Origin of the sequence: Amycolatopsis sp. 2-15 (assembly GCF_030285625.1) — a bacterium.
In the GTDB taxonomy this organism is placed as follows: domain Bacteria; phylum Actinomycetota; class Actinomycetes; order Mycobacteriales; family Pseudonocardiaceae; genus Amycolatopsis; species Amycolatopsis carbonis.
The window spans coordinates 8,533,706-8,552,841 of record NZ_CP127294.1 but is presented as its reverse complement, the minus strand read 5'-3'; the positions used below and the strand labels follow the sequence as shown (position 1 = coordinate 8,552,841).

Genomic DNA, 19,136 nt, shown 5'->3' with positions numbered 1-19,136 from the left:
CTGTCTCGGGGCCCTTCACGGACCTATCTCACCCGGTTACGGCCAACGCGACCCCGAGCACCACGAGCACTGCCCCGACGACCCGGTTCAGCACCGGCCGCGCCCGGTCGTACCAGCGTTGCGTGGCGGGGGAGGAGAACAGCAGTGCCACGGACAGGTGCCACGTCGCCGACGCCAGCACGATGAGCCCGATCGCCGCGACCTTCGTCGCCGTGGGCTCCGTCGGCGGCAGCGTGGCCGTCAGCACGCTTCCGAAGAACACGGCGGCCTTGGGGTTGGTGACGTTGCTCAGCATCCCCTGCCCGAACGCGTTCTTGTGCTCGGCCGGCGGTTCCCGGTCGGGCGCCCGGGCTGCCAGCCACAGCCTGATCCCCAGCCACGCCAGGTAAAGCCCGCAGACGATCCGCAACGCGGTCGCCAGCCACGGCGTCGCCGCCAGCAACGCGCCCAACCCGAACACGGCCACCGTCGCCAGCAGCCCACCCGCCACTACCACCCCGGCCGCCACGGCGACCGCCGCCCGGCGCGACCCGGCCGCCGCGGTGTGCGCGATGAGCACGAAGTTCGGCCCCGGCGTCACCGCCGCGGGGGCGTAGACGAGCAGCACCGTGCCGAGAGTCGCTGCGGTGTTCACATGGACATCTTCTCGCGTGCCGGTCGGCAGTGTGCGGGGCAGGGGAGATGACCGCGCAAACCCGCGCCGAGTCCGGCTGCCGTCCGCGCGAGGGCCCAGCGAGGTTCGCGGCCACGGTCGGCGAGATCGCCACTGCCCGGCGGCCGGAATCCGCGCCGCCCGCGTCACCGACCGGCACTTACAACCGGCGCCGCGGTTACGCGGCCCGGCCACTCCCCACGACCTGCCCCCGCACCGTCCGCAGCGCGTTGTGGTCCACAGTAGACGGTTCGGCCGACAGCCAGCCGCCGATTTCGTGCAGGAACTGTTCCGGCGTCATGGGCGGGGTGCCCTCGGCGGGGTCCGCGGTGGTGATGGCGCCCGCGCGGCTGGGGTAGACGATCATCGCGCCGCGCAGGGTGATGCCGGGGAGCAGGTCGTGGTAGGAGTCGAGGCTTTCGGCGAGGCGGGAACCGCCGCCGCGGAAAGGGCGGCCGTTGCGGAGCAGGCGGCCGTCGTCTGCGGTTTCGTAGTGGCCGGGCAGCCATTGTTTCGACTCGATGAGCACGAGGCGCTTGCCGCACAGCACGGCGTGGTCGACGTCGGCGAAGACGGAGCCCGGCCAGGCGAGGCCGTGGAAGATGCGGGCGGCGGGCAGCCGCGTGAGGTAGCGCTCGAGGAGGTCGGCCGTGAGGCGTTCGGCGAGCTCGTCGGCCTCCACGCCGGGGCTGCCGAACACCGAGCCGCCACCGAACTCCGCGGCGAACTCGCTGCGAGCGCGCCGCGCGGCGAGGTAGCCGCGGGCCAGGCGCTGAACCAGCAGCGCCGTGCCGGCCGTGAGCGCGAGCCACACGACGAGCACCGGCGGCGTGAAGTCCACGCCCAGCACCAGCGGCGCCAGCACGAGCACCATGCCGGCGACGGCGGCGACCACCGGCGTGTGCCCGGGTCCGCGCCGCCGCCCGTGGCGCACGCGCGGGTCCTGCGCCGCGAACTCCCACCACTCGAGCTCGTCCGGCTCCAGATCCAGCGGCTCGGGCACGAACCCGGGTTCCTCGCTGAACCGGCGGCGTTTCGGCTTCGCCGGCGGGCGCGCGTGCACGGTCGGGATGCCGGCGTCGTACGCAGCGCGAGCGCGGGAATCACTCAGCGTGTCGTAGGCCTCGCGCAGCAGCTGGAACGTGCCGACGGTGCCGCCCGCGTCGGGGTGCAGCGTCTTCGCCAGCCTGCGGTACGCCGCCCTGATCTCCGTGGGCGACGCCGTCTTCCCCACGCCGAGCACCGCGTAGTAGTCGACTTCGGGCACGTTCGCGTTCCACCTCCGAATGGCTGCCGCGCAACGATATGGGGTCGGTGATCGCGATCGCCAACCGCCTCCGCGGCACGCCGGGGTGAACCCCGTTCATCGTCCGGGTCCAGAGACCACTGTGGACAGTGCGGACCACGTTCTGGCTGCGCTCTGTCGCTCGATCGGGTTCCGGTGCGTGGTCTACGCCGTAGACTCGCGGGTATGCGGTGCAGACTCCGCGGGGTGCGCAGACTCAAGACCGCCCGGCGGTCCGAGATCGTGGGCGCGGCTCTGGAGCTGGCGGCCGAACGTGGCCTGCGCGCCCTGTCGATGCGCGGCCTCGCCGCCCGGCTCGGCCTCACGCCCATGGCGCTGTACGGCTACTTCCGCAGCAAGGACGACCTTCTCGACGGCCTCGCCGCCCACCTGCTCACCCTGCTGCCCACGCCTGCCCCGGACCTCGACCCCTTCACCCGATTGCGTGAACTGGCCGGGGGAGCGCGGGCGGTCGCGCGCGAGCACCCCGCCGTGGCCGGGCTCCTGTTCACCCGTCCGGCGGCGAACGAGCAGTCCCTTCTCCCGGCCGAACGCGTATACCAAGCCCTGCTGGACGCGGGCGTGCCCGAAGCCGAGGTCCCGCGCCTGGAACGCCTGCTGTCCACGTTCGTCCTCGGCTACGTCCTCTCGGAGGTCGAAGGCCGGTTCGCCGCGAGCGCCCGCCTCGCCCGCTCGCGCCGCGTCGAGCTCGGCCCCGCCGACCTGCCCGCGCACCACCGTCTCGGCCCGCTGCCGCACCACGTCGACCGCGACGCCGAGTTCGCGAAAGACCTCGAAGACCTCCTGACGATCGTCGAAGCCGCCGCGAAGTGACGCTCAGGCGCGCGCGGCCGTCCGCCTCGGCTCGCGGCGCTCGAACGCCAGCTCCCGCGCCGTGCCCAGCGCCGTCGTCACCGCGCTCGCCAGCACGGCCTCCGGCCCCAGCTGCCCGGCGACGATCTCGGGGGCGAACGCCGTCGTCGCGGCCAAGGCGCGCCGCATCGGCGCGGCGAGCAGCGCCGCGTTGCTCCCGATCCCGCCGCCCAGCACGATGAGCCCGGGATCAAGCACGGCCGTCACCGCGGCCACCACGTGTGCCAGGTGCGCGGCCTCCTCCTCGACCACGCGCAGCGCCACCGGATCCCCGTCCGCGGCGGACAGGAAGACCTCCCGGGCGCTCCGCGCGGACAAGCCCAGCGTGCGGCACCGCGCGACGATCGCGTGCGCCGAAGCGATGTCCTCCATCGGCCCCGGCCGGTGAGCGCGCGCCCCGGAAGCGCGGGCGCCCGCCGGCAGGTCGGCGATCTCGCCCGCCGCTCCGTGCGCGCCCCGGAACAGCTTCCCGCCGACCAGCACGCCCATCCCGACGCCGGTGCCCACCGTGAGGTACACCAGCACGTCGACACGGAGCGCCGCGCCCAGCGCGTGCTCGCCGACGGCGCACAGATTCGCGTCGTTCTCCACCACGAGGTCCGAACCGTGCGCGCGCAGCCGTTCGGCCAGCGAGTGCAGCAGCCCCTTGCGCTCCCACCCCGGCAGGTTCGGCGCTCGGTGCACGGTTCCGGTGCGCGCGTCCGGAACGCCCGGCGTGCCGACCACGGTGGCCGCCACTTCGGCCGGCGCCAAACCAGCCGACGCGACGGCTCGGCCCACCGCGTCGCCGACGGTGTGGATGAGCGCACTGCCCGAACGGCACCGGTTCGGCTCGTCGTGCCGCGCGACGATGCTCCCGTCCAGATCGGCGACGGCTACGCGAATCGAACGCCGGCCGATGTCCACGCCCACGACGTGCCCGGACTCGGGCGCCACGCGGTAGACGACGGCGGCGCGCCCCGGCCCCGACGGGCTGTGGCCGGTGGCCCGGACCAATCCGCCCTGCTCCAGATCGAGCAGCGCCATGCTCGCCCTTCGCCGTTTCGGCAACTTTACGAACGCGGCTCTTCCGACCCCGCAAATCTTATGTTAAGAACCTTTACTAACTATTGGATGGAGGCACGACGTGAGCTCACCCACCCGTTCGGGGGGTTCCGGAACGGCGGATCTTCCACGGACCGGTCTCGAACGCAAGATCGGGCCGCTGCAGGCGACCGCGATCAACATGACGCAGATGTGCGGGATCGGCCCGTTCGTGACCATCCCGGCGATGGTCGCCACGATGGGCGGCCCCCAGGCGATGTTCGGCTGGATCATCGGCGCGATCATCGCGCTGGCCGACGGTCTCGTGTGGGCCGAGCTCGGCGCGGCGCTGCCCGGCGCCGGCGGCACCTACATCTACCTCCGCGAAGCCTTCCAGTACCGCACCGGGCGGCTGATGCCGTTCCTGTTCGCCTGGAGCGCCGTGCTGTTCATCCCGCTGATCATGTCCACGGGCATCATCGGTCTCGTCCAGTACCTCGGGTACCTCATCCCGGGTGTGGTCGACGACGGTGGCGTGACACCGCTGGGCAAGATCATCGGCATCGTCATCATCGCCGTGATCGTGCTGGCGCTCTTTCGGCGCATCGGCCAGATCAGCAAGCTCACCACCGTGCTGTTCATGATCATGCTCTTCGCCGTGTTCACGGTGATCGTCGCGGCCTTCTCGCACTTCAGCGGCGGCCAGGCGTTCGCCTTCACGCCCGGTGCGTTCGGCTCGGGCGGTGCGTTCTGGGGCGGCCTCGGTGCCGGCCTCGTGATCGCGATCTACGACTACCTCGGCTACAACACCACCGCCTACCTCGGCGGTGAGGTCCGCAACCCGGGCCGCACGATCCCGCGGTCGATCATCTTCTCGATCCTCGGCATCATGACGCTCTACTTCCTGCTGCAGGTCGGCGTGCTCGGCTCGATCCCGCTCGACCAGCTGAAGAACGCGACGTCGGTCGCCTCCACCGTGCTGGAGCAGGCGTGGGGCACGGTCACCGCGAAGGTGATCACGGTCTTCATCATCATCGCCGCGATCGGCTCGGTCTTCGCTGGTCTGCTCGGCGGCTCGCGCGTGCCGTTCGAAGCCGCGCGCGACAAGGTGTTCCTGCCGGTGTTCGCCAAGCTGCACCCGAAGCTGAACCTGCCGACCGCCGGCGTGCTGACGATGGGCGTGATCACCGCGATCGGCTCGCTGTTCACCCTGACCGACGTGATCAACGCGGCGGTGACGGTGCTGGTGATCATCCAGTCGCTGGCGCAGGTCGCCGCGATCTGGGTACTGCGCCGCCGCCAGCCGGCGCTGAAGCGGCCGTATCGCCAGTTCCTCTACCCGATCCCGACGATCATCGCGCTCGCCGGCTGGGTGTACATCTACATTTCCGCCACGACGCTCTCGATCATCCTCTCGGTGGCGTGGATCGTGCTCGGCGTCGTCGCATTCGGAATCTACGCGGCGGCGGAGAAGACGTGGCCGTTCGGGCCGAAGGAGATCCGCGAGGAGTTCGTCCTCGCGCAGAAGTCGACCGAAGAGGGGCTTGAGGCATGAGGAAACCGCTCGTCGCCGGGATCGCGGCGGCCGCCGCGCTGATCCTGGTCCCCGGGGTGGTGAGCGCGACGGCGTCGGCCCAGGCGCCCGCCGCGTCGCCGTCGCCCCAGCACCACGCTCCGCATGAGCAGGGGCTGTCCACCATCGGCACGTCGGGCTGGCAGGTGCTCACCACCGCGAGTGTGAAGGACGGCGGTGACCGCGTTTCGCAGCCCGGGTACTCGACGAAGGGCTGGCTGCCGGTCAAGGCCGATGACGCGGGCGCGCCGGGCACGGAGATCAACGCGCTGGTGCAGAACGGCAAGTGCCCTGACGTCTTCTACTCCGACAACATGCGCAAGTGCTTCGGGTATGTCGACAAGCTCGGCCCCGTGACCACGAAGCCGTTCGCCGACCCGTGGTGGTACCGCACGGACTTCGACCCCGGGTTCGCCAAGGGCAAGAACGGTAAGCTCACGATCCCGGGCATCGTCGGCGAGGGTGACGTGTGGGTCAACGGCACGCTGGTGGCGGGCAAGGACGTGGTGAGCGGTGCGTTGGCCGGCCACACCTTCGACGTGACCAAGCTGCTGAAGCAGGGCAAGAACACCCTGGCGATCAAGGTCTACCCGAACAACCCGCTCACGATGTACACGCTCGACCAGGTCGATTGGGGCCAGATCCCGCCGGACAACAACACCGGCATCCAGTATCCGCCGACCCTGCAGCTGTCCGACGCGCTCACCGGCGACAACGCACACGTGGTGCAGGACAACGCGGCGGACCTGTCCACGTCCTCGCTGACGGTGAAGGTCGACGTCACCAACAATGCCGGCTCGGCGCAGACCGGTGACGTCACGGCCACGGTGAACCCGCCGTCGGGCGGGCCGATCGTGGTCAGGCAGAGCGTGACGGTGGCGGCAGACGCCAAGCAGACGGTGATGTTCACGCCGGCGAAGTTCGCGGCGCTGAAGATCCGCAAGCCGCAGGTGTGGTGGCCGTACTCGATGGGTGCGCAGCCGCTGTACACTTTGGACACCTCGGTGGCCCAGGGCGGCGTCGTGTCGACGTCTTCGTCAGACACCTTCGGCATCCGCACGGTGACCTCGAAGCTCGTCGGCAAGTCGGCGCCGCTGCCGCAGGGCTCGCGGCTGTTCGCGGTGAACGGCAAGGACTTCGTGTTCCGCGGCGGCGGTTTCGCGCCGGACCTGTTCCTGCGCTACGACAAGGCCGACACCGCGCACCAGATCGCGCTGATCAAGAACATGGGCCTGTCCGGTGTGCGGCTCGAAGGCCACGACATGCCGCAGGACTTCTACGACCAGGCCGACCGAGCGGGCCTGCTGGTGATCGGCGGCTTCCTGTGCTGTGACGCCTGGCAGCCCGAGGACGCCTCGAAGCTCACCGATCGCGACTACCGGATCATGCACGACTCCGCGTACTCGATCGCGCAGCGCGAGCGCAACCACCCGAGCGTGTTCAACTACGGCTGGAGCGACAACGAACCCGTCGCGCGCCAGGAGTCCGAGACGCTGGCCGCGTTCAAGGAAGCCGATTTCCAGGTGCCGGTGATCGCCTCGGCGGAGTACAAGAGCACCCCGACGCTCGGTGTTTCCGGTGAGAAGGAAGGCCCGTACGACTGGGTCCCGCCGGCCTACTGGTACGACACGTCGCACTTCGACTCCGGTGACTCCAGTCGCACCAACGCGGGTGGCTCGTGGGGCTTCGCGAGCGAGCAGAGCGCCGGGCACACCGTGCCCACTTTGGACTCGATCAAACGGTTCCTCTCGCCCGAGGAGCAGGCGAAGCTGTGGCAGGACCCGGCGTACAACCAGTACCACGCCAATTTCGAGCCCGACCACGGCGGTTACGCGTTCGGCACGCTGTACACCTTGGACAACTCCATCGCCCAGCGCTACGGCAAGTGGACCTCGCTGGAGTCCTATGTGGAGTCCGCGCAGGTCGCGAACTACGAGAACACCCGTTCGCAGTTCGAGTCGTTCATCGCGCACTCGACGGACAAGGACAACCCGTCGACCGGGGTCGTGTACTGGCAGCTGAACAAGGGCTGGCCGACGCTGCTGTGGTCGCTCTACAACGACGACGGTGACCAGCCGGGCGCGTTCTTCGGCGCCAAGAAGGCCAACGAGCCGCTGCACGCGATCTACGGCTACGACAACGGTTCCGTGACCGTGGCCAACCTCGGCGGCGGCACGCAGGCGGGCGTTTCGGTGCAGGCCAAGGTCTACGACACCGCGGGCAAGGTGCTCGACGACCAGACGGCGAAGAACGTGACGCTGAACGCGCAGGGCGTCGTCACCGGGTTGCTCGAGCCGAAGGTGCCGGCCGAGACGAAGGCACCGGCCAAGGCCCAGGTGTACTTCGTGGAGCTGCAGGTGACCCAGGGCGGGAAGGTCGTGGACCGCAACGTCTACTGGCTCTCCACGCAGAAGGACGTCGTCGACTGGAACAAGACCCTGGGCGAGCCGCAGGCGACGCTCAGCCAGTACAGCGACATGTCGGCACTGCGCGACCTGCCGAAGGCGCAGATCGGTGTCGAGAGCTCGACGAAGCACGTGGCGGGTCCGGATGGGGCCGACACGGCGACCACGGTGACGGTGACCAACACGTCGAAGACGCCGTCCGTCGGGTTCTTCCTGCGGGCCGACGTCCGCCGGGGCACCGCTTCCGGTGGTGTCGCGTCCGGCGACAGTCAGCTCGCCGCGGCGACCTGGAGCGACAACGACATCACGCTGTGGCCCGGCGAGTCGCAGACGCTGACGGTGACCTACCGCTCCGCCGACCTGCACGGCGCACCCGCCGTGATCACGGTCGACGGCTTCAACACCGGCAACGTGGTCGTGCCCGCTTCCCGCGGTCACCACGGCGGCTACGCCGTCCGCCCGCCGGCGATCGAGGGGACTCGCGAGTGATCCTGGGTATCGACTTCGGCGGCACGAAAGTGGCGCTGGGGCTCGCCGACGACGCCGGAACCCTGCTGGCCACGCGCCGGCTGGACACCGACGCCGAGGCGGGGGCCGAGCAGGTGGTGACGCGCGCGCTCGCCGGGGCCAAGGCCCTGGCGGCGGACGAGGGCGCGCGCGTCGACTCGGTCGGTGTCGTCAGCCCCGGGATCGTCCTGGAGGACCGGATCCTGCTCGCGCCCAACGTGCCCGGGTGGGAACAGCTGCACCTGCGCTCGCTCGTCGCGGCCGAGTTCGGCGGTGTCCCCATCGCCACCGGCACGGACGCGAAGGCGGCCGCGCTGGCGGAATGGGAGTTCGGCACCCTCGCCGGCGCCGACCCGGCGGTGTTCCTCTCGCTGGGCACCGGCATCGCCGCCGCGGTCCTGATCGGCGGGGTCGTGCTGGCCGGCGCCAACGGGGCCGCGGGCGAGATCGGCTACAACCTGCTCACACCCCAGGACACCGACGGCTTCGCCAGCGGCTCGGCGCCGCTGGAGGAGGCGGTCGGTGGGCGCGGGCTGGGCCGCCGGGCCGCGGAGCTGCTGGGCCGTCCGGTGACGGCGGCTTCGCTGTTCGCGTTGGCTCGGGAGAACACGCAGGCGAAGGAACTGGTCACCTCGGCGTTGGACGAGTTGTCCATGCACGTCGCCAACCTGGCCATCGCGTTCGATCCTTCGCGGATCGCCGTGGGTGGCGGGCTGGTGCGCTCGGCCGATGTGCTGCTGCCGGTTTTGCGCGACCGCTTGGCGGGCGCGGTGCCGTTCCCGCCGGAACTGGTGGCGGCGCGGTTCGACCAGGACGCGTCGTTGCTCGGCGCGGTCGCTCTGGCCATGCGGCTGGGTACGGGGGGATAGCTGCCCGAAGGTGTGCCGGTGCCCCGACCCGGCACAGCTTCGGGTACCCGCGTGCTGAGGGGCGGTGTCGTTTCGGTGCCGCCCCTCAGGCGTTTCCGGGCTTGCGCAACCGCAGGGCGGTGACGAAAGGCAGCCCGGCCAAACGGAACACCGTGGCTTGGCCGGCGAAGTCGAGGCCGGCGTTGTGGGCCAGCGTGACGACTTCCTCGATGCTTTCCGTGCGGTTGCGGCTCGGCAGGAGGCGAGCGGCAAAGCGCAGCCACCCGCGGGTGAAGTGCTCGGCCACGACCGCCGTGCCGCCGGGAGCGAGGACGCGGTGGATTTCCGAGAGGCCCCGGGCGGGGTCGGCCCAGTGGTGGAACGACATCGTGGACAGCACCAGGTCGAAGTTCCCCGAAGGGTAGGGGAGGGATTCCACGGAGCCGGCGGAAAGCGTGGCCGGGAAGGGCTTTTCGCGCGCCCGCGCGAGCATCCGGGCCGCGGGGTCCACACCGGACAGACCAGCATCCGGGAACCGACCGTGAACCAGAGCGAGCAGTTCGCCGGTGCCGGCGCCCACGTCCAGGACCGAACGGGGCGCACCAGTGGCGGCGAAGGAGAGCGTTGCACGGTGGACGGCGCCGAAGAAGCCCTGCATGGCCGACTTGTCGTAGGTGTCGGCGCGGGCGTCGAAGCGGCCGACGTCGTGGTAGGTCATGGCGCTCCGATCGTGGTGATCAAGGCGGCTGAGGCGGCGTCGATGGCGGTGGCGACAGTCTCTTCGGAAGCGGGGCGGCCGGCGTCGAGCCAGGTGAGGATCGTTTCCACCGTGAGGGTCGTCAGCAGAGCCGCGGCCCACGAACGGCCTGCGGGATCGGGGATTTCGGCCGGCAGCGCCGATTCGGCCACCATCGAGCTCCGTGAGCGGAAGTCGGCCGCCCATTCGCTGAACTCCGGTTCGCGCGCGACGTGGCGGAACAGCAGCCGGAAGCCGTCCGGGTCGGAGGCCGCCGCGGAAACCGCCGCGCGCACCGGGTCGGGACGGTCCGCCGTGGCCGCCCGCAGGCGGTCGCGGACGTCGTCGAGGACGGCGCGGTACAGGTCGGGCTTGCCGGCGAAGTGGCGGTAGATGATCGTCGCCGTCACGCCGGCCTCGCGGGCGACCAGCTCGATCGTGGTGGCCGCGTAGCCGTCGCGGGCGAACGCCGTGCGCGCCGCGGCGAGGATCTGCGCGCGGCGTTCGGCGCGGGGCAGGAGCTTGCGGCCGGTGTCCACGAAGTGTTTATAACCCTCTGTACACTCCGGTGTAAACAGTTACCGCCGAACGCGCGTCGACTCCCGCACCACCAGCTCCGGCGTGAACACCTCTTCACGGTGCGGCGGCGGGTTTTCGTCTGTCTCCGCCAGCAGCTGCTCGGCGGCCGTGCGCCCGAGCCGGAACGCGGGCTGGCGCACGGACGTGAGCGGGACGGCCGCCGCGCCCGCGAACTCGATGTCGTCGTAGCCGACGATGGCCATCTCGTCCGGCACGCGCACGCCTGCGCCGACCATCGCCTGCAGCACGCCGAGCGCGAGCAGGTCGTTGGCGCAGAACACGGCCGTCGGCCGGGGGCTCATGCCGAGCAGGCGCGCGCCCGCGTCGCGGCCCGACGCGACGTCCAGGCCGATCGCTTCCACCGCCGACAGCTGCGCGCCCGAGCCGGTGAGCACGGAACGCACGCCGGCGTCGCGGTCGCGGCACTGCGTGAGGAGGGTGGGGCCGTTCACGAACCCGATGTGCCGGTGCCCGGTCTCCAGCAGGTGCCGCGCGGCGAGCGCGCCACCCGCGACGTCGTCCACCGACACGGAGCTCGCCTCGTCTGCGGGCACCTTGCGGTCCACGAACACGTACGGGATCCCGCTGCGCCGGAAGGCGCGCATCGCGTCGCCGGCGGTGTCGACCGGGCTCAGCAACGCGCCGCGCACCCGCTGCTCGGCGAGCATCGCGAGGTACGACGCCTCGGTCTCCACCCGCTGCCCGCTGTTGCACGTGATGACGTTGATCCCCTGCGCGTGCGCGGCTTCCTCGGCGCCGCGCGCGACGTCGACGAAAAACGGGTTCCCGAGGTCGAGCACGAGCAGCGCCATGATCCGCGAACGCCCCGCGCGCAGCTGTCGCGCGGACTCGTCGCGCACGTACCCCAGCTCCTGGATGACCGACAGGACCCGGTTGCGCGTGGCCGTCGCGACGACGTGCGGCCGATTGACCACATTGGACACTGTGCCGATCGAAACGCCTGCGCGCTTCGCGACTTCCTTGATGCCGACCACGGCCCTCCCTCGCCCTCGGGACGGCCAGCCTAACACGATGATGAAACGTTTCAACGGATACTGCCGGCGCGGGACCGGTCTCGGTGGGAGCGCATGGGCGTCGGCGCAGTGAACACATCGTGTTGTGGTGTGCCCAGTGGGCGCTCGCGGTGGTGTTCCTCTTCTCGGTGTTCGTGCGCCTGGACGCCTGACCTCTCGCCTGCCAGATCCGATCTGGCGACGGCTCGCGCGCATCTGGCGCCCTGAGGGTGTGCAGGAGAAGCTGCGGGTGGCCGTGGTCGTCGCCAGCACCCGGGAGGGCCGGGTGGGCGGCGGCGTCGGCCGGTGGTTCGTCGAGCGGGCCGGTGTGCGCACCGGCCTGGACCTCGACGTGGTCGACCTCGCCGACTTCGCGATCCCCGCGTGCTACCCGGCGCGGCCGACCCCGGCGATGACCGGGTTCGCGCGGCGGATCGCGGCGGCGGAGGCCTACGTGGTCGTCACACCGGAGTACAACCGCAGCTTCCCGGCGTCGCTCAAGCAGGCCATCGACTGCGCGTACGACGAGTGGCGGGCGAAACCGGTCGGCTTCGTCTCCTACGGCTACCGCGCCGCCGGCCGATACGCGGTGGAGCAGCTCCGTGGGGTGTTCACCGAGCTGCACACGGCGACGTTGCGCGACGCGGTGTGCCTCGACCTGCTCGAAGGCCGCGTCGCCGACGGCGGGTTCCGGCCCGATCCGGAGCGCTACGCGCACGCCGTGACGACGTTGCTCGACGAGCTCGTCTGGTGGGGGCTCGCCCTGCGCGACGGGCGGCGGGCGCGGCCGTATTGCGCGTGAACCGACTGCGCGTGAACCGACTGCGCGTGAACCGACTGCGCGTGAACCGACTGCGCGTGAACCGACTGTGACGGGAAGGGACAGACATGAGCAGTGCCACCGCCGGGCCGGCGATCGAGACCGCCGGGCTCGTGAAGGTGTTCGGGCAGACCCGGGCGGTCGACGGCATCGATCTCGTGGTGCCTGCGGGCACCGTCTTCGGCGTCCTCGGCCCCAACGGCGCGGGCAAGACGACGGCCGTGCGCATGCTGGCGACGTTGACCAGGCCCGACGGGGGTGAGGCGCGGGTATTCGGCAAGGACGTGGTGCGTGAGGCCGACGCGGTGCGCAGCCGGGTGAGCCTCACCGGGCAGTACGCGTCGGTCGACGAGGATCTCACCGGTACCGAGAACCTCGTGATGCTGGCTCGGCTGCTCGGGCATCGCAAGCCCGCGGCCCGGTCGCGTGCGGCGCAGTTGCTGGAGGCGTTCGGGTTGACCGACGCGGCCGCGCGGCAGGTGAAGAACTACTCGGGTGGGATGCGGCGGCGGTTGGACATCGCGGCCAGCATTCTGAACACACCGGATCTGCTGTTCCTCGACGAGCCGACGACGGGGCTGGATCCCCGTAGCCGCAACCAGGTGTGGGACATCGTGCGCGCGATTGTCGGGCAGGGGACGACAGTGTTGCTGACTACCCAGTATCTCGACGAGGCCGATCAGCTGGCATCGCGGATCGCGGTGATCGATCACGGGAAGGTGATCGCGGAGGGGACCAAGGGGGAGTTGAAGGCGTCCGTGGGGGTCGGGGCTGTGCATTTGCGGTTGCGGGACGCTGATCAGCGTTCCGTCGCGGCGGAGGTGCTGGGGCGGACGCTCGACGCGGCGGTGCAGCTGGAGCCGGATCCGCTGGCGTTGACGGCGCGGTTGTCGGCCGATGCGCATCTCGGTGCGGCGGACCGAGCGTCGCGGGCGTTGGCGGAGCTGGCGCGAGCCGGCATCACCGTCGACACGTTTTCTTTGGGGCAGCCGAGTCTCGACGAGGTGTTCTTGGCTCTGACTGATCGTCCGGCGAGTGAGGAGGTGGCGGTGTGACGACTGTACGTGAGGCTGATGTCGAGTTGGCGGCGCCGAAGGTCGAGGATTTGGCGGCGTTGTTGGTGGCGGTGGAGCGTCCGCCGCGGCCGAGTGCGTTGTCGACGTCCATCACGTTCGGGCGGCGGGCGGTGCTGAAGATCAAGCACGTGCCGGAGCAGCTGTTCGACGTGACGGCGTTCCCGATCATGATGACGTTGATGTTCACGTATTTGTTCGGTGGGGCCTTGGCGGGGTCGCCTTCGCAGTACCTGCAGTTCTTCCTGCCGGGGATTCTGGCGTCGAGTGTTGTGATGATCACGATGTATACGGGGTTGGCGGTCAATACGGATATCGAGAAAGGGGTGTTCGACCGGTTTCGGACGTTGCCGATTTGGCGGCCGTCGGCGATGGTGGGGTATTTGCTGGGGGACGCGTTGCGGTATGTGATCGCGTCTGTGGTGATCATGGTGGTGGGGTTGGTGCTGGGGTTCCGGCCGCCTGGTGGGTTCGGGGGTGTGGTGGCTGGAGTTGTGCTGTTGTTGGTGTTTTCGTTCGGGTTGTCGTGGGTGTGGACGATGTTCGGGTTGCTGTTGCGGTCGGAGAAGTCGGTGATGGGGGTGAGCATGATGGTGATCATGCCGCTGACTTTCCTGTCGAACGTGTATGTGGATCCGTCGACGATGCCGGGGTGGTTGCAGGTATTTGTGGAGTTCAATCCGATTACGCAGTTGGTGAGCGGGGTTCGGTCGATGATGGCTGGGGTGTGGGACTTCTCGGCGATCATGTGGACACTGGTGGCGGCGGCGGCGCTGACGGTGGTGTTTGGGACGTGGACTATGCGGTTGTACAACCGGAAGTGAGGGTTTGAAGGTGCCTCGGCGTGCTGCGCACACCATTGGCACTGGGGAATGTGGTGGGCACCCCGATTTTTGATTGTTACGACGGTAGAGATCGGCTTGTCAAGGCGGGAATGAGTACCTCGACAAGCCGATCTCTACTGTGTTGGGGAAAAGAATCGGGGGGCCGGCCGGGGGAAGGTTGCGGGGAGGGATGGGGGGAGCTTCGGTCGTGTTGCCGGGTGGGGGTTGGGTGGTGGCAAGAGAACGCCGGGGTGGGTGGGGTGGTGGGTTGTGTGTGCGGCCGGCGGTGGGGTGGGGCAAAAGCGCCCCAATGTGGCGTTGGGTGCGCTGGGTGCACCCAATGTGGCGTTCGGTGCGTTCAACGCACCGAACGCCACATTGGGGTGGGGTGGCTGGGGTGGCGGCGTCAGAGGCGCCAAGGGGTGGGGGTGGGTGGGTGGTAGGAGCAGCTCGAGCCGGTGGTGATGGTGGCGTGGAGGTGATCGGCGAGGGTGGGGTGGAGGTCGGCGAGCTTGCGGATGGCGTCGCGGATGCGGGCGGTGACGGCTTTGCGCGCGCGTTCGGATTCGTCGCCCAGGCGGCGGGTGCGGCCGGCGAGGCCGGAGGAGGTGCGGAGTTCGGTGAGGAGCGCGGCGCGTTCGGTGTCGAGGGTGGCGGCGCGGGTGTCGTTGCCGAGGGTGGTGGCGTGGTCGATGGCGGCGTCGAGTTCGGTGAGGCGGTGGCGGTAGGCGGCTTTGGCGGTGTCGTCGAGGACGGGGGTGCCGGTGAAGGTGGGGGCGAAGTCGGCTTCGGGGGAGAGGAGGCGGACGGCGGGGACGTCGGTGCCGGGGCGGCCGAGGAGGGAGTGGAGGTCGCGCAGGCCTTTGGAGTCGGGGACGCGGGTCTCGTGGCCGGAGTAGCGGAGGCACCAGACGGAGTCGGTCCGGCGGAACTCGTTGAGGGGTAACGGTTCCGTTCGGGCTGAACGAACGCGGGCGGGGATGTGGTGCATGCCAAGGGAAGTGGCTTCCGCGGTGACGGTGTCGAACAGTTCTGCCGCACGAGTGGTGTCGCCGAGGTTCTGGTAGGCGGTGGCGAGGTGGCTGCGGGCTTCGATCGACCACGGGCGCGCACGCAGGCGGTCGGCGGAGCGGGCGGCCGCGGTGAACAGATCGACGGCGAGGTCGTGGTCGCCGAGGGTTGCGGCGAGGAGGCCGGTCCAGAGGTCGACCGGGCCGCTCAGGTCGCAGCCGTACAAGGAAACCAGCCATTCGCCGGAGTACGGGGCGAGCTCGGCCAGGAGGCGTTCGGCGGCCGGGCGGTCGGCCAGGACGGCGGCGGCCTGGGCCTGGCAGCGCAGCCACAGCGGGGTGAACTCGCGGGAGTACGGGGCTTCCGCGGTGGCCTCGGCGAGCAGCTCGCGCGTGGCGGCCGCGTCGCCGGCGTGGGCGGCGGCGAGGGCGCGCAGGAGGCCGGGGTGGGAGTGGCCGGCGTCGCTCATGCGGGCGGGCAGGTCGGCCAGCTCGGCGAAACGGCCTTGCAGCAGCAGGGCGCTCCAGCGCAGCTGGTCGCCCATGAAGCCGAACTCGCGTTCACTCAGGCCGAGGTGCGCGTCCAAAGCTTGCTGCAGAGCGGCGTCCGAGTCGGCGAAGCGGCCGTGGAGGGCACAGATGATGCTGCGGTCGATTTTCGCGGCCAGTTCGGCGCCGCGCAGGCCGCTGTTTTCCGTCAGGGCCTGGAACGAGCGGAACTGCTCCAGATAACGGGGGTCGCCTTGTTCGAGGAGGGCGACCCATTTCAACGACGACGCGAAGTATTCGTTTTCGCGGTCGCCGGTGCGGCGGGCGATGGCTGCGAGTTCGTCCGTCAGCCGCTCGCGTTCGGCGCCGCTGCCGGGGCCCCAGATGGCGTCGTGGCGAGCCCACAGGGAGAAGGCCAGGGCGTGGTCGTCCTCGTCGTCGCGGGCGAGCATGGCGGCGCGGGCCGTCAGCTCGAGCGTGACGCGGTCGAGGGACAGCTGTTCGGCCGGAGTTCCCGCGCAGAGGCGGCGGTGGGCTTCCAGGAGGAGACCGGAGACGAGCTCGTGGCGTGCGCCGCCCGGGTCGACTCGGGCGAGGGTGAGGCCGGCGCGCGCGAGCAGCTCGGCGTCGTCGAGTTCGCGGACGGCCGTCACGGCCCCTTCGAAGTGTTCCCAGGCCTCGTCCTTGTCGTCGACGCGCCACAGCACCGTGCCCAGTTCCAGCTCCACGACGGCACGCGTACGGACGGTCGGCGCGCGTTCCAGTGCGCGCCGCAGGTGGCCGATCGACTCCTCGATGGCGAGGCGCGCACTCGCATCCCGGGTCGCCGCCAGGAGCAGCTCGACGGTGCGGGCCGGCTCGACGAGAGCGCCGGCCAGGTAGGCGTGCCGGGCGCGTTCGGCGGGGCCGACCAGGTCGGAGTCGGCGACGGCCGCGTGGCGGCGGGCCGCTCCCTCGATCCCGAGGCCGGCGTAGCGCGATTCACGGACCAGGTCGTGGGCGAACGCGAAGCGGCCTTCGCCCAGCGCGACCACGAGCCGCGTCGCGATGGCCTGGCCGAGCAGGTGGTCGACCTGCGGCACGGGGGCGCCGGCGACCGCCGCGAGCAAATGCAACGAGAACTCCCGGCCGAGCACGGCGGCGTCGCTCAACAGGTCCGCCACCTGCGCCGGCAGCAGCGACAGCCGCCGCTGCAGCGCGTCGGCCACGCCCGGCGCGACGGCCGAGACGGGGCTGCCGCTGCGCCAGAGCCGCGCGGTCTGCTCGACGAAAAACGGGTTGCCGCCGGTGCGGCGGTGCACGTCGGCGGCCAGTTCGGCGCCGGGGTCCGTGCCCGCGGTGCGGCCCATCAGCTCGGCGACCTGCGCGGGGTCGAGGCCGGTGAGCGTGACCGTGGTGGCCTTCGCGACGAGCGGCAGCACGAGCTGGTGCAGCGGGTGGCCGGGCGCCTCGACCTCGACATCCCGGTACGTGCCGATCAGCAACAGCCGCTCGAACCACGTGTGGCGCGCCGCGAAGTCGAGCAGGCGCAGCGAAGCGGGGTCGGCCCAGTGCAGGTCGTCGAGGACCACCACCACGGGCCGGTCGTGCGAGAGCGTGATGAGCGCGCTCGTGACGGCGTCGTGCAACCGGAACGCGTCGCCGGGCTCGGGGGATTCGCCGAGCAGCGCCGAGAGCGTCGCGGAATCGGCGGCGGCCCACTCGTGCGGCTCCGCGGCCCGGCGCAGCGCGCGCACGACCTGCACCCACGGCCAGTAACCGGGCGCGCTGCCCGACTCCCAGCACGTGCCGGCGAGCACCAGCGCGCCGCGTTCACGGGCCTCGTCGGCCAGGCCCGTGACGAGCGTGGTCTTGCCGATGCCGGCCTCGCCGGTGACCAGCACCAGGCCGCCGTGGCTCGCGGTCGCGCGCGCCAGCTCCGCGCGCAACACCGAGGCGGGGTGCTCCCGTCCGATGAGCGCCGCAGTCATGTCCGTTTCCTCCGGGTTCGTGAGCCGAGCCTCTCACGGCCCGGCGTCGTTCGTCGCGCCCATTCTGGACGGCGGCACCGACAATCCCCGGGTGAACCGCAGGTGACAGCTGTCTCCGCCCGGATCACCCGAACGGCGGGTGGGGTAGTGTCGCCGCCATGGGGAGTCTCCGCTCGCGTGTCCTCGCCTGGGCAGGCCGCCGGTACATCGCCCGGCAGCAGAAGAAGGGTTTCGACCTCGAGAAGATGGCATTTCTGCCCGACTCCGCGCTGGAACCGCTGCGGCGCGTGGGGCTCGACCCTGTGCCGTCGCTGGGGCAGCGCCGGGAAGAGGCGCCCATCAGCAAGCTCGACCTGCCGTTCGGCATGAACGCGTGGCTCGTGACCGGCTACGAGGAGTCGAAGGCCGTTCTCGGCAAGGTCTCGGAGTTCAGCAACGACTTCACGAACCTCGTCGGCAGCGCGGGCGTGACCGAGGACCAGAACCCGGGCGGCCTGGGCTTCGCCGACCCGCCGGTGCACTCGCGGCTGCGCAAGCTGCTGACGCCGGAGTTCACCATGCGCCGGCTCAACCGCCTCACGCCGCGCATCGACGAGATCGTGAACGAACAGCTCGACGCGATGGCCGCCGCCGAGGGGCCCGTGGACCTGTGGGAGGCGTTCGCGCTCCCGATCCCGTCGCTCACGATCTGCGAGCTGCTCGGGGTGTCCTATGAGGACCGCGCCGACTTCCAGCGCCTGAGCACCGCGCGCTTCGACCTGTTCGGCGGCGCGGGCGCGTCGCTCGGTGCGATCTCGGAGTCGCTGACCTACCTGCTCGACATCGTCAAGAAGCAGCGCGAAGAACCGGGCGACGGCCTGCTCGGCATGCTCATCAAGGAACACGGCGACGAGATCGACGACCTCGAGCTCGCGGGCCTCGCCGACGGAGTGCTCACCGGTGGCCTCGAAACCACCGCCAGCATGCTCGCCCTCGGCGCCCTGGTGCTGCTCCGCGACCCCGCCGCGTTCGACGCGGTCCGCGGCGACGACGACTCCGTGCACCGGTTCGTCGAGGAGCTGCTGCGCTACCTCACCGTGGTGCAGATGGCCTTCCCGCGCTTCGCCAAGGAAGATATTGACGTCGCGGGCGTCCACATCGGCGAGGGCGACATCGTGCTGGTCTCCCTGTCCGTCGCCAACCGCGATGCCACGCTGGGCACCGACATGGAACGCTTCGACCCCCGGCGCGACCCGTCCTCACACCTGGCCTTCGGCTACGGCATCCACCGCTGCATCGGCGCGGAGCTGGCCCGCATGGAGCTGCGCACGGCCTACCCGGCCCTGGTCAAGCGGTTCCCGGACCTGCGGCTGGCCGTCTCGCCGGACGAGCTGGCGTTCCGCAAGGTCTCGATCGTCTACGGGCTCGACTCACTGCCGGTGCTGGTCCGCTGACGCCAGGCGCGCGCCGGATTTCC

At 70.6% G+C, this 19,136-nt stretch carries 15 protein-coding genes; 8 read left to right on the top strand and 7 right to left on the bottom strand.

The features are described 5' to 3' along the window. Positions 1 to 28 precede the first annotated feature (28 nt). Together QRX50_RS42265 and QRX50_RS42260 are read right to left on the bottom strand one after the other, a co-directional pair. Positions 29 to 634 (bottom strand): LysE family translocator, encoded by a 606-nt coding sequence (locus tag QRX50_RS42265; protein ID WP_285968691.1) that lies wholly within the window; start codon positions 632 to 634, stop codon positions 29 to 31. 196 nt (positions 635 to 830) lie between these two features. Further along, a complete protein-coding gene (locus tag QRX50_RS42260) occupies positions 831 to 1,919 on the bottom strand; it encodes a J domain-containing protein (RefSeq protein ID WP_285968690.1) in 1,089 nt (362 codons plus the stop codon). A 225-nt stretch (positions 1,920 to 2,144) separates the two neighbouring features. Here QRX50_RS42260 and QRX50_RS42255 point away from each other — a divergent pair, with 225 nt between their 5' ends. Beyond that, on the top strand, positions 2,145 to 2,771 hold the full coding sequence (locus QRX50_RS42255) for a TetR/AcrR family transcriptional regulator (protein WP_285968689.1): 627 nt from the start codon (positions 2,145 to 2,147) through the stop codon (positions 2,769 to 2,771). 3 nt (positions 2,772 to 2,774) lie between these two features. On the opposite strand, the gene QRX50_RS42250 is transcribed toward QRX50_RS42255, so the two are convergent. After that, complete coding sequence (locus tag QRX50_RS42250; RefSeq protein ID WP_285968688.1) at positions 2,775 to 3,836, bottom strand: ROK family protein; 1,062 nt, start codon at positions 3,834 to 3,836, stop codon at positions 2,775 to 2,777. 100 nt (positions 3,837 to 3,936) lie between these two features. Here QRX50_RS42250 and QRX50_RS42245 point away from each other — a divergent pair, with 100 nt between their 5' ends. Genes QRX50_RS42245 through QRX50_RS42235 form a run of 3 tightly spaced genes read left to right on the top strand, consistent with a single transcriptional unit; the run spans position 3,937 to position 9,187 of the window. After that, on the top strand, positions 3,937 to 5,388 hold the full coding sequence (locus tag QRX50_RS42245) for an APC family permease (RefSeq protein ID WP_285968687.1): 1,452 nt from the start codon (positions 3,937 to 3,939) through the stop codon (positions 5,386 to 5,388). Then, positions 5,385 to 8,300: a glycosyl hydrolase 2 galactose-binding domain-containing protein gene (locus QRX50_RS42240; RefSeq protein ID WP_285968686.1), complete on the top strand. Its 2,916-nt coding sequence runs from the start codon at positions 5,385 to 5,387 to the stop codon at positions 8,298 to 8,300. Before QRX50_RS42245 ends, QRX50_RS42240 begins: the two co-directional genes overlap by 4 nt. After that, a complete protein-coding gene (locus tag QRX50_RS42235; protein WP_285968685.1) occupies positions 8,297 to 9,187 on the top strand; it encodes an ROK family protein in 891 nt (296 codons plus the stop codon). Before QRX50_RS42240 ends, QRX50_RS42235 begins: the two co-directional genes overlap by 4 nt. An 85-nt stretch (positions 9,188 to 9,272) precedes the next feature. Here the strand turns inward: QRX50_RS42235 and QRX50_RS42230 are convergent, their stop codons facing one another. Genes QRX50_RS42230 through QRX50_RS42220 form a run of 3 tightly spaced genes read right to left on the bottom strand, consistent with a single transcriptional unit; the run spans position 9,273 to position 11,476 of the window. Continuing rightward, the gene (locus QRX50_RS42230; RefSeq protein ID WP_285968684.1) at positions 9,273 to 9,884 is read right to left on the bottom strand and encodes a class I SAM-dependent methyltransferase; all 612 of its coding nucleotides are present in this window, start codon (positions 9,882 to 9,884) and stop codon (positions 9,273 to 9,275) included. Beyond that, on the bottom strand, positions 9,881 to 10,441 hold the full coding sequence (locus tag QRX50_RS42225; protein ID WP_285968683.1) for a TetR/AcrR family transcriptional regulator: 561 nt from the start codon (positions 10,439 to 10,441) through the stop codon (positions 9,881 to 9,883). Before QRX50_RS42225 ends, QRX50_RS42230 begins: the two co-directional genes overlap by 4 nt. 39 nt (positions 10,442 to 10,480) lie before the next feature. Next, entirely contained in the window at positions 10,481 to 11,476 is a 996-nt protein-coding gene (locus QRX50_RS42220; protein WP_285968682.1) for a LacI family DNA-binding transcriptional regulator, read from the bottom strand. Positions 11,477 to 11,726: 250 nt separating this feature from the next. On the opposite strand from QRX50_RS42220, the gene QRX50_RS42215 reads away from it, so the two are divergent. The 3 genes from QRX50_RS42215 to QRX50_RS42205 all read left to right on the top strand — a co-directional run bounded on the left by QRX50_RS42215 (position 11,727) and on the right by QRX50_RS42205 (position 14,211). Then, on the top strand, positions 11,727 to 12,296 hold the full coding sequence (locus tag QRX50_RS42215; protein ID WP_285968681.1) for an NADPH-dependent FMN reductase: 570 nt from the start codon (positions 11,727 to 11,729) through the stop codon (positions 12,294 to 12,296). Positions 12,297 to 12,382: 86 nt separating this feature from the next. Beyond that, complete coding sequence (locus QRX50_RS42210) at positions 12,383 to 13,369, top strand: ATP-binding cassette domain-containing protein (protein ID WP_285968680.1); 987 nt, start codon at positions 12,383 to 12,385, stop codon at positions 13,367 to 13,369. Continuing rightward, positions 13,366 to 14,211: an ABC transporter permease gene (locus tag QRX50_RS42205; RefSeq protein ID WP_285968679.1), complete on the top strand. Its 846-nt coding sequence runs from the start codon at positions 13,366 to 13,368 to the stop codon at positions 14,209 to 14,211. The genes QRX50_RS42210 and QRX50_RS42205 overlap by 4 nt, the downstream gene beginning before the upstream one ends. 406 nt (positions 14,212 to 14,617) lie before the next feature. On the opposite strand, the gene QRX50_RS42200 is transcribed toward QRX50_RS42205, so the two are convergent. Beyond that, complete coding sequence (locus tag QRX50_RS42200) at positions 14,618 to 17,680, bottom strand: ATP-binding protein (protein WP_285968678.1); 3,063 nt, start codon at positions 17,678 to 17,680, stop codon at positions 14,618 to 14,620. Positions 17,681 to 17,838: 158 nt separating this feature from the next. Here QRX50_RS42200 and QRX50_RS42195 point away from each other — a divergent pair, with 158 nt between their 5' ends. After that, positions 17,839 to 19,113 carry a cytochrome P450 gene (locus QRX50_RS42195; protein ID WP_285968677.1) on the top strand — a complete coding sequence of 425 codons (1,275 nt, stop codon included), beginning with the start codon at positions 17,839 to 17,841 and terminating at the stop codon, positions 19,111 to 19,113. The last annotated feature ends 23 nt before the right edge of the window (positions 19,114 to 19,136 follow it).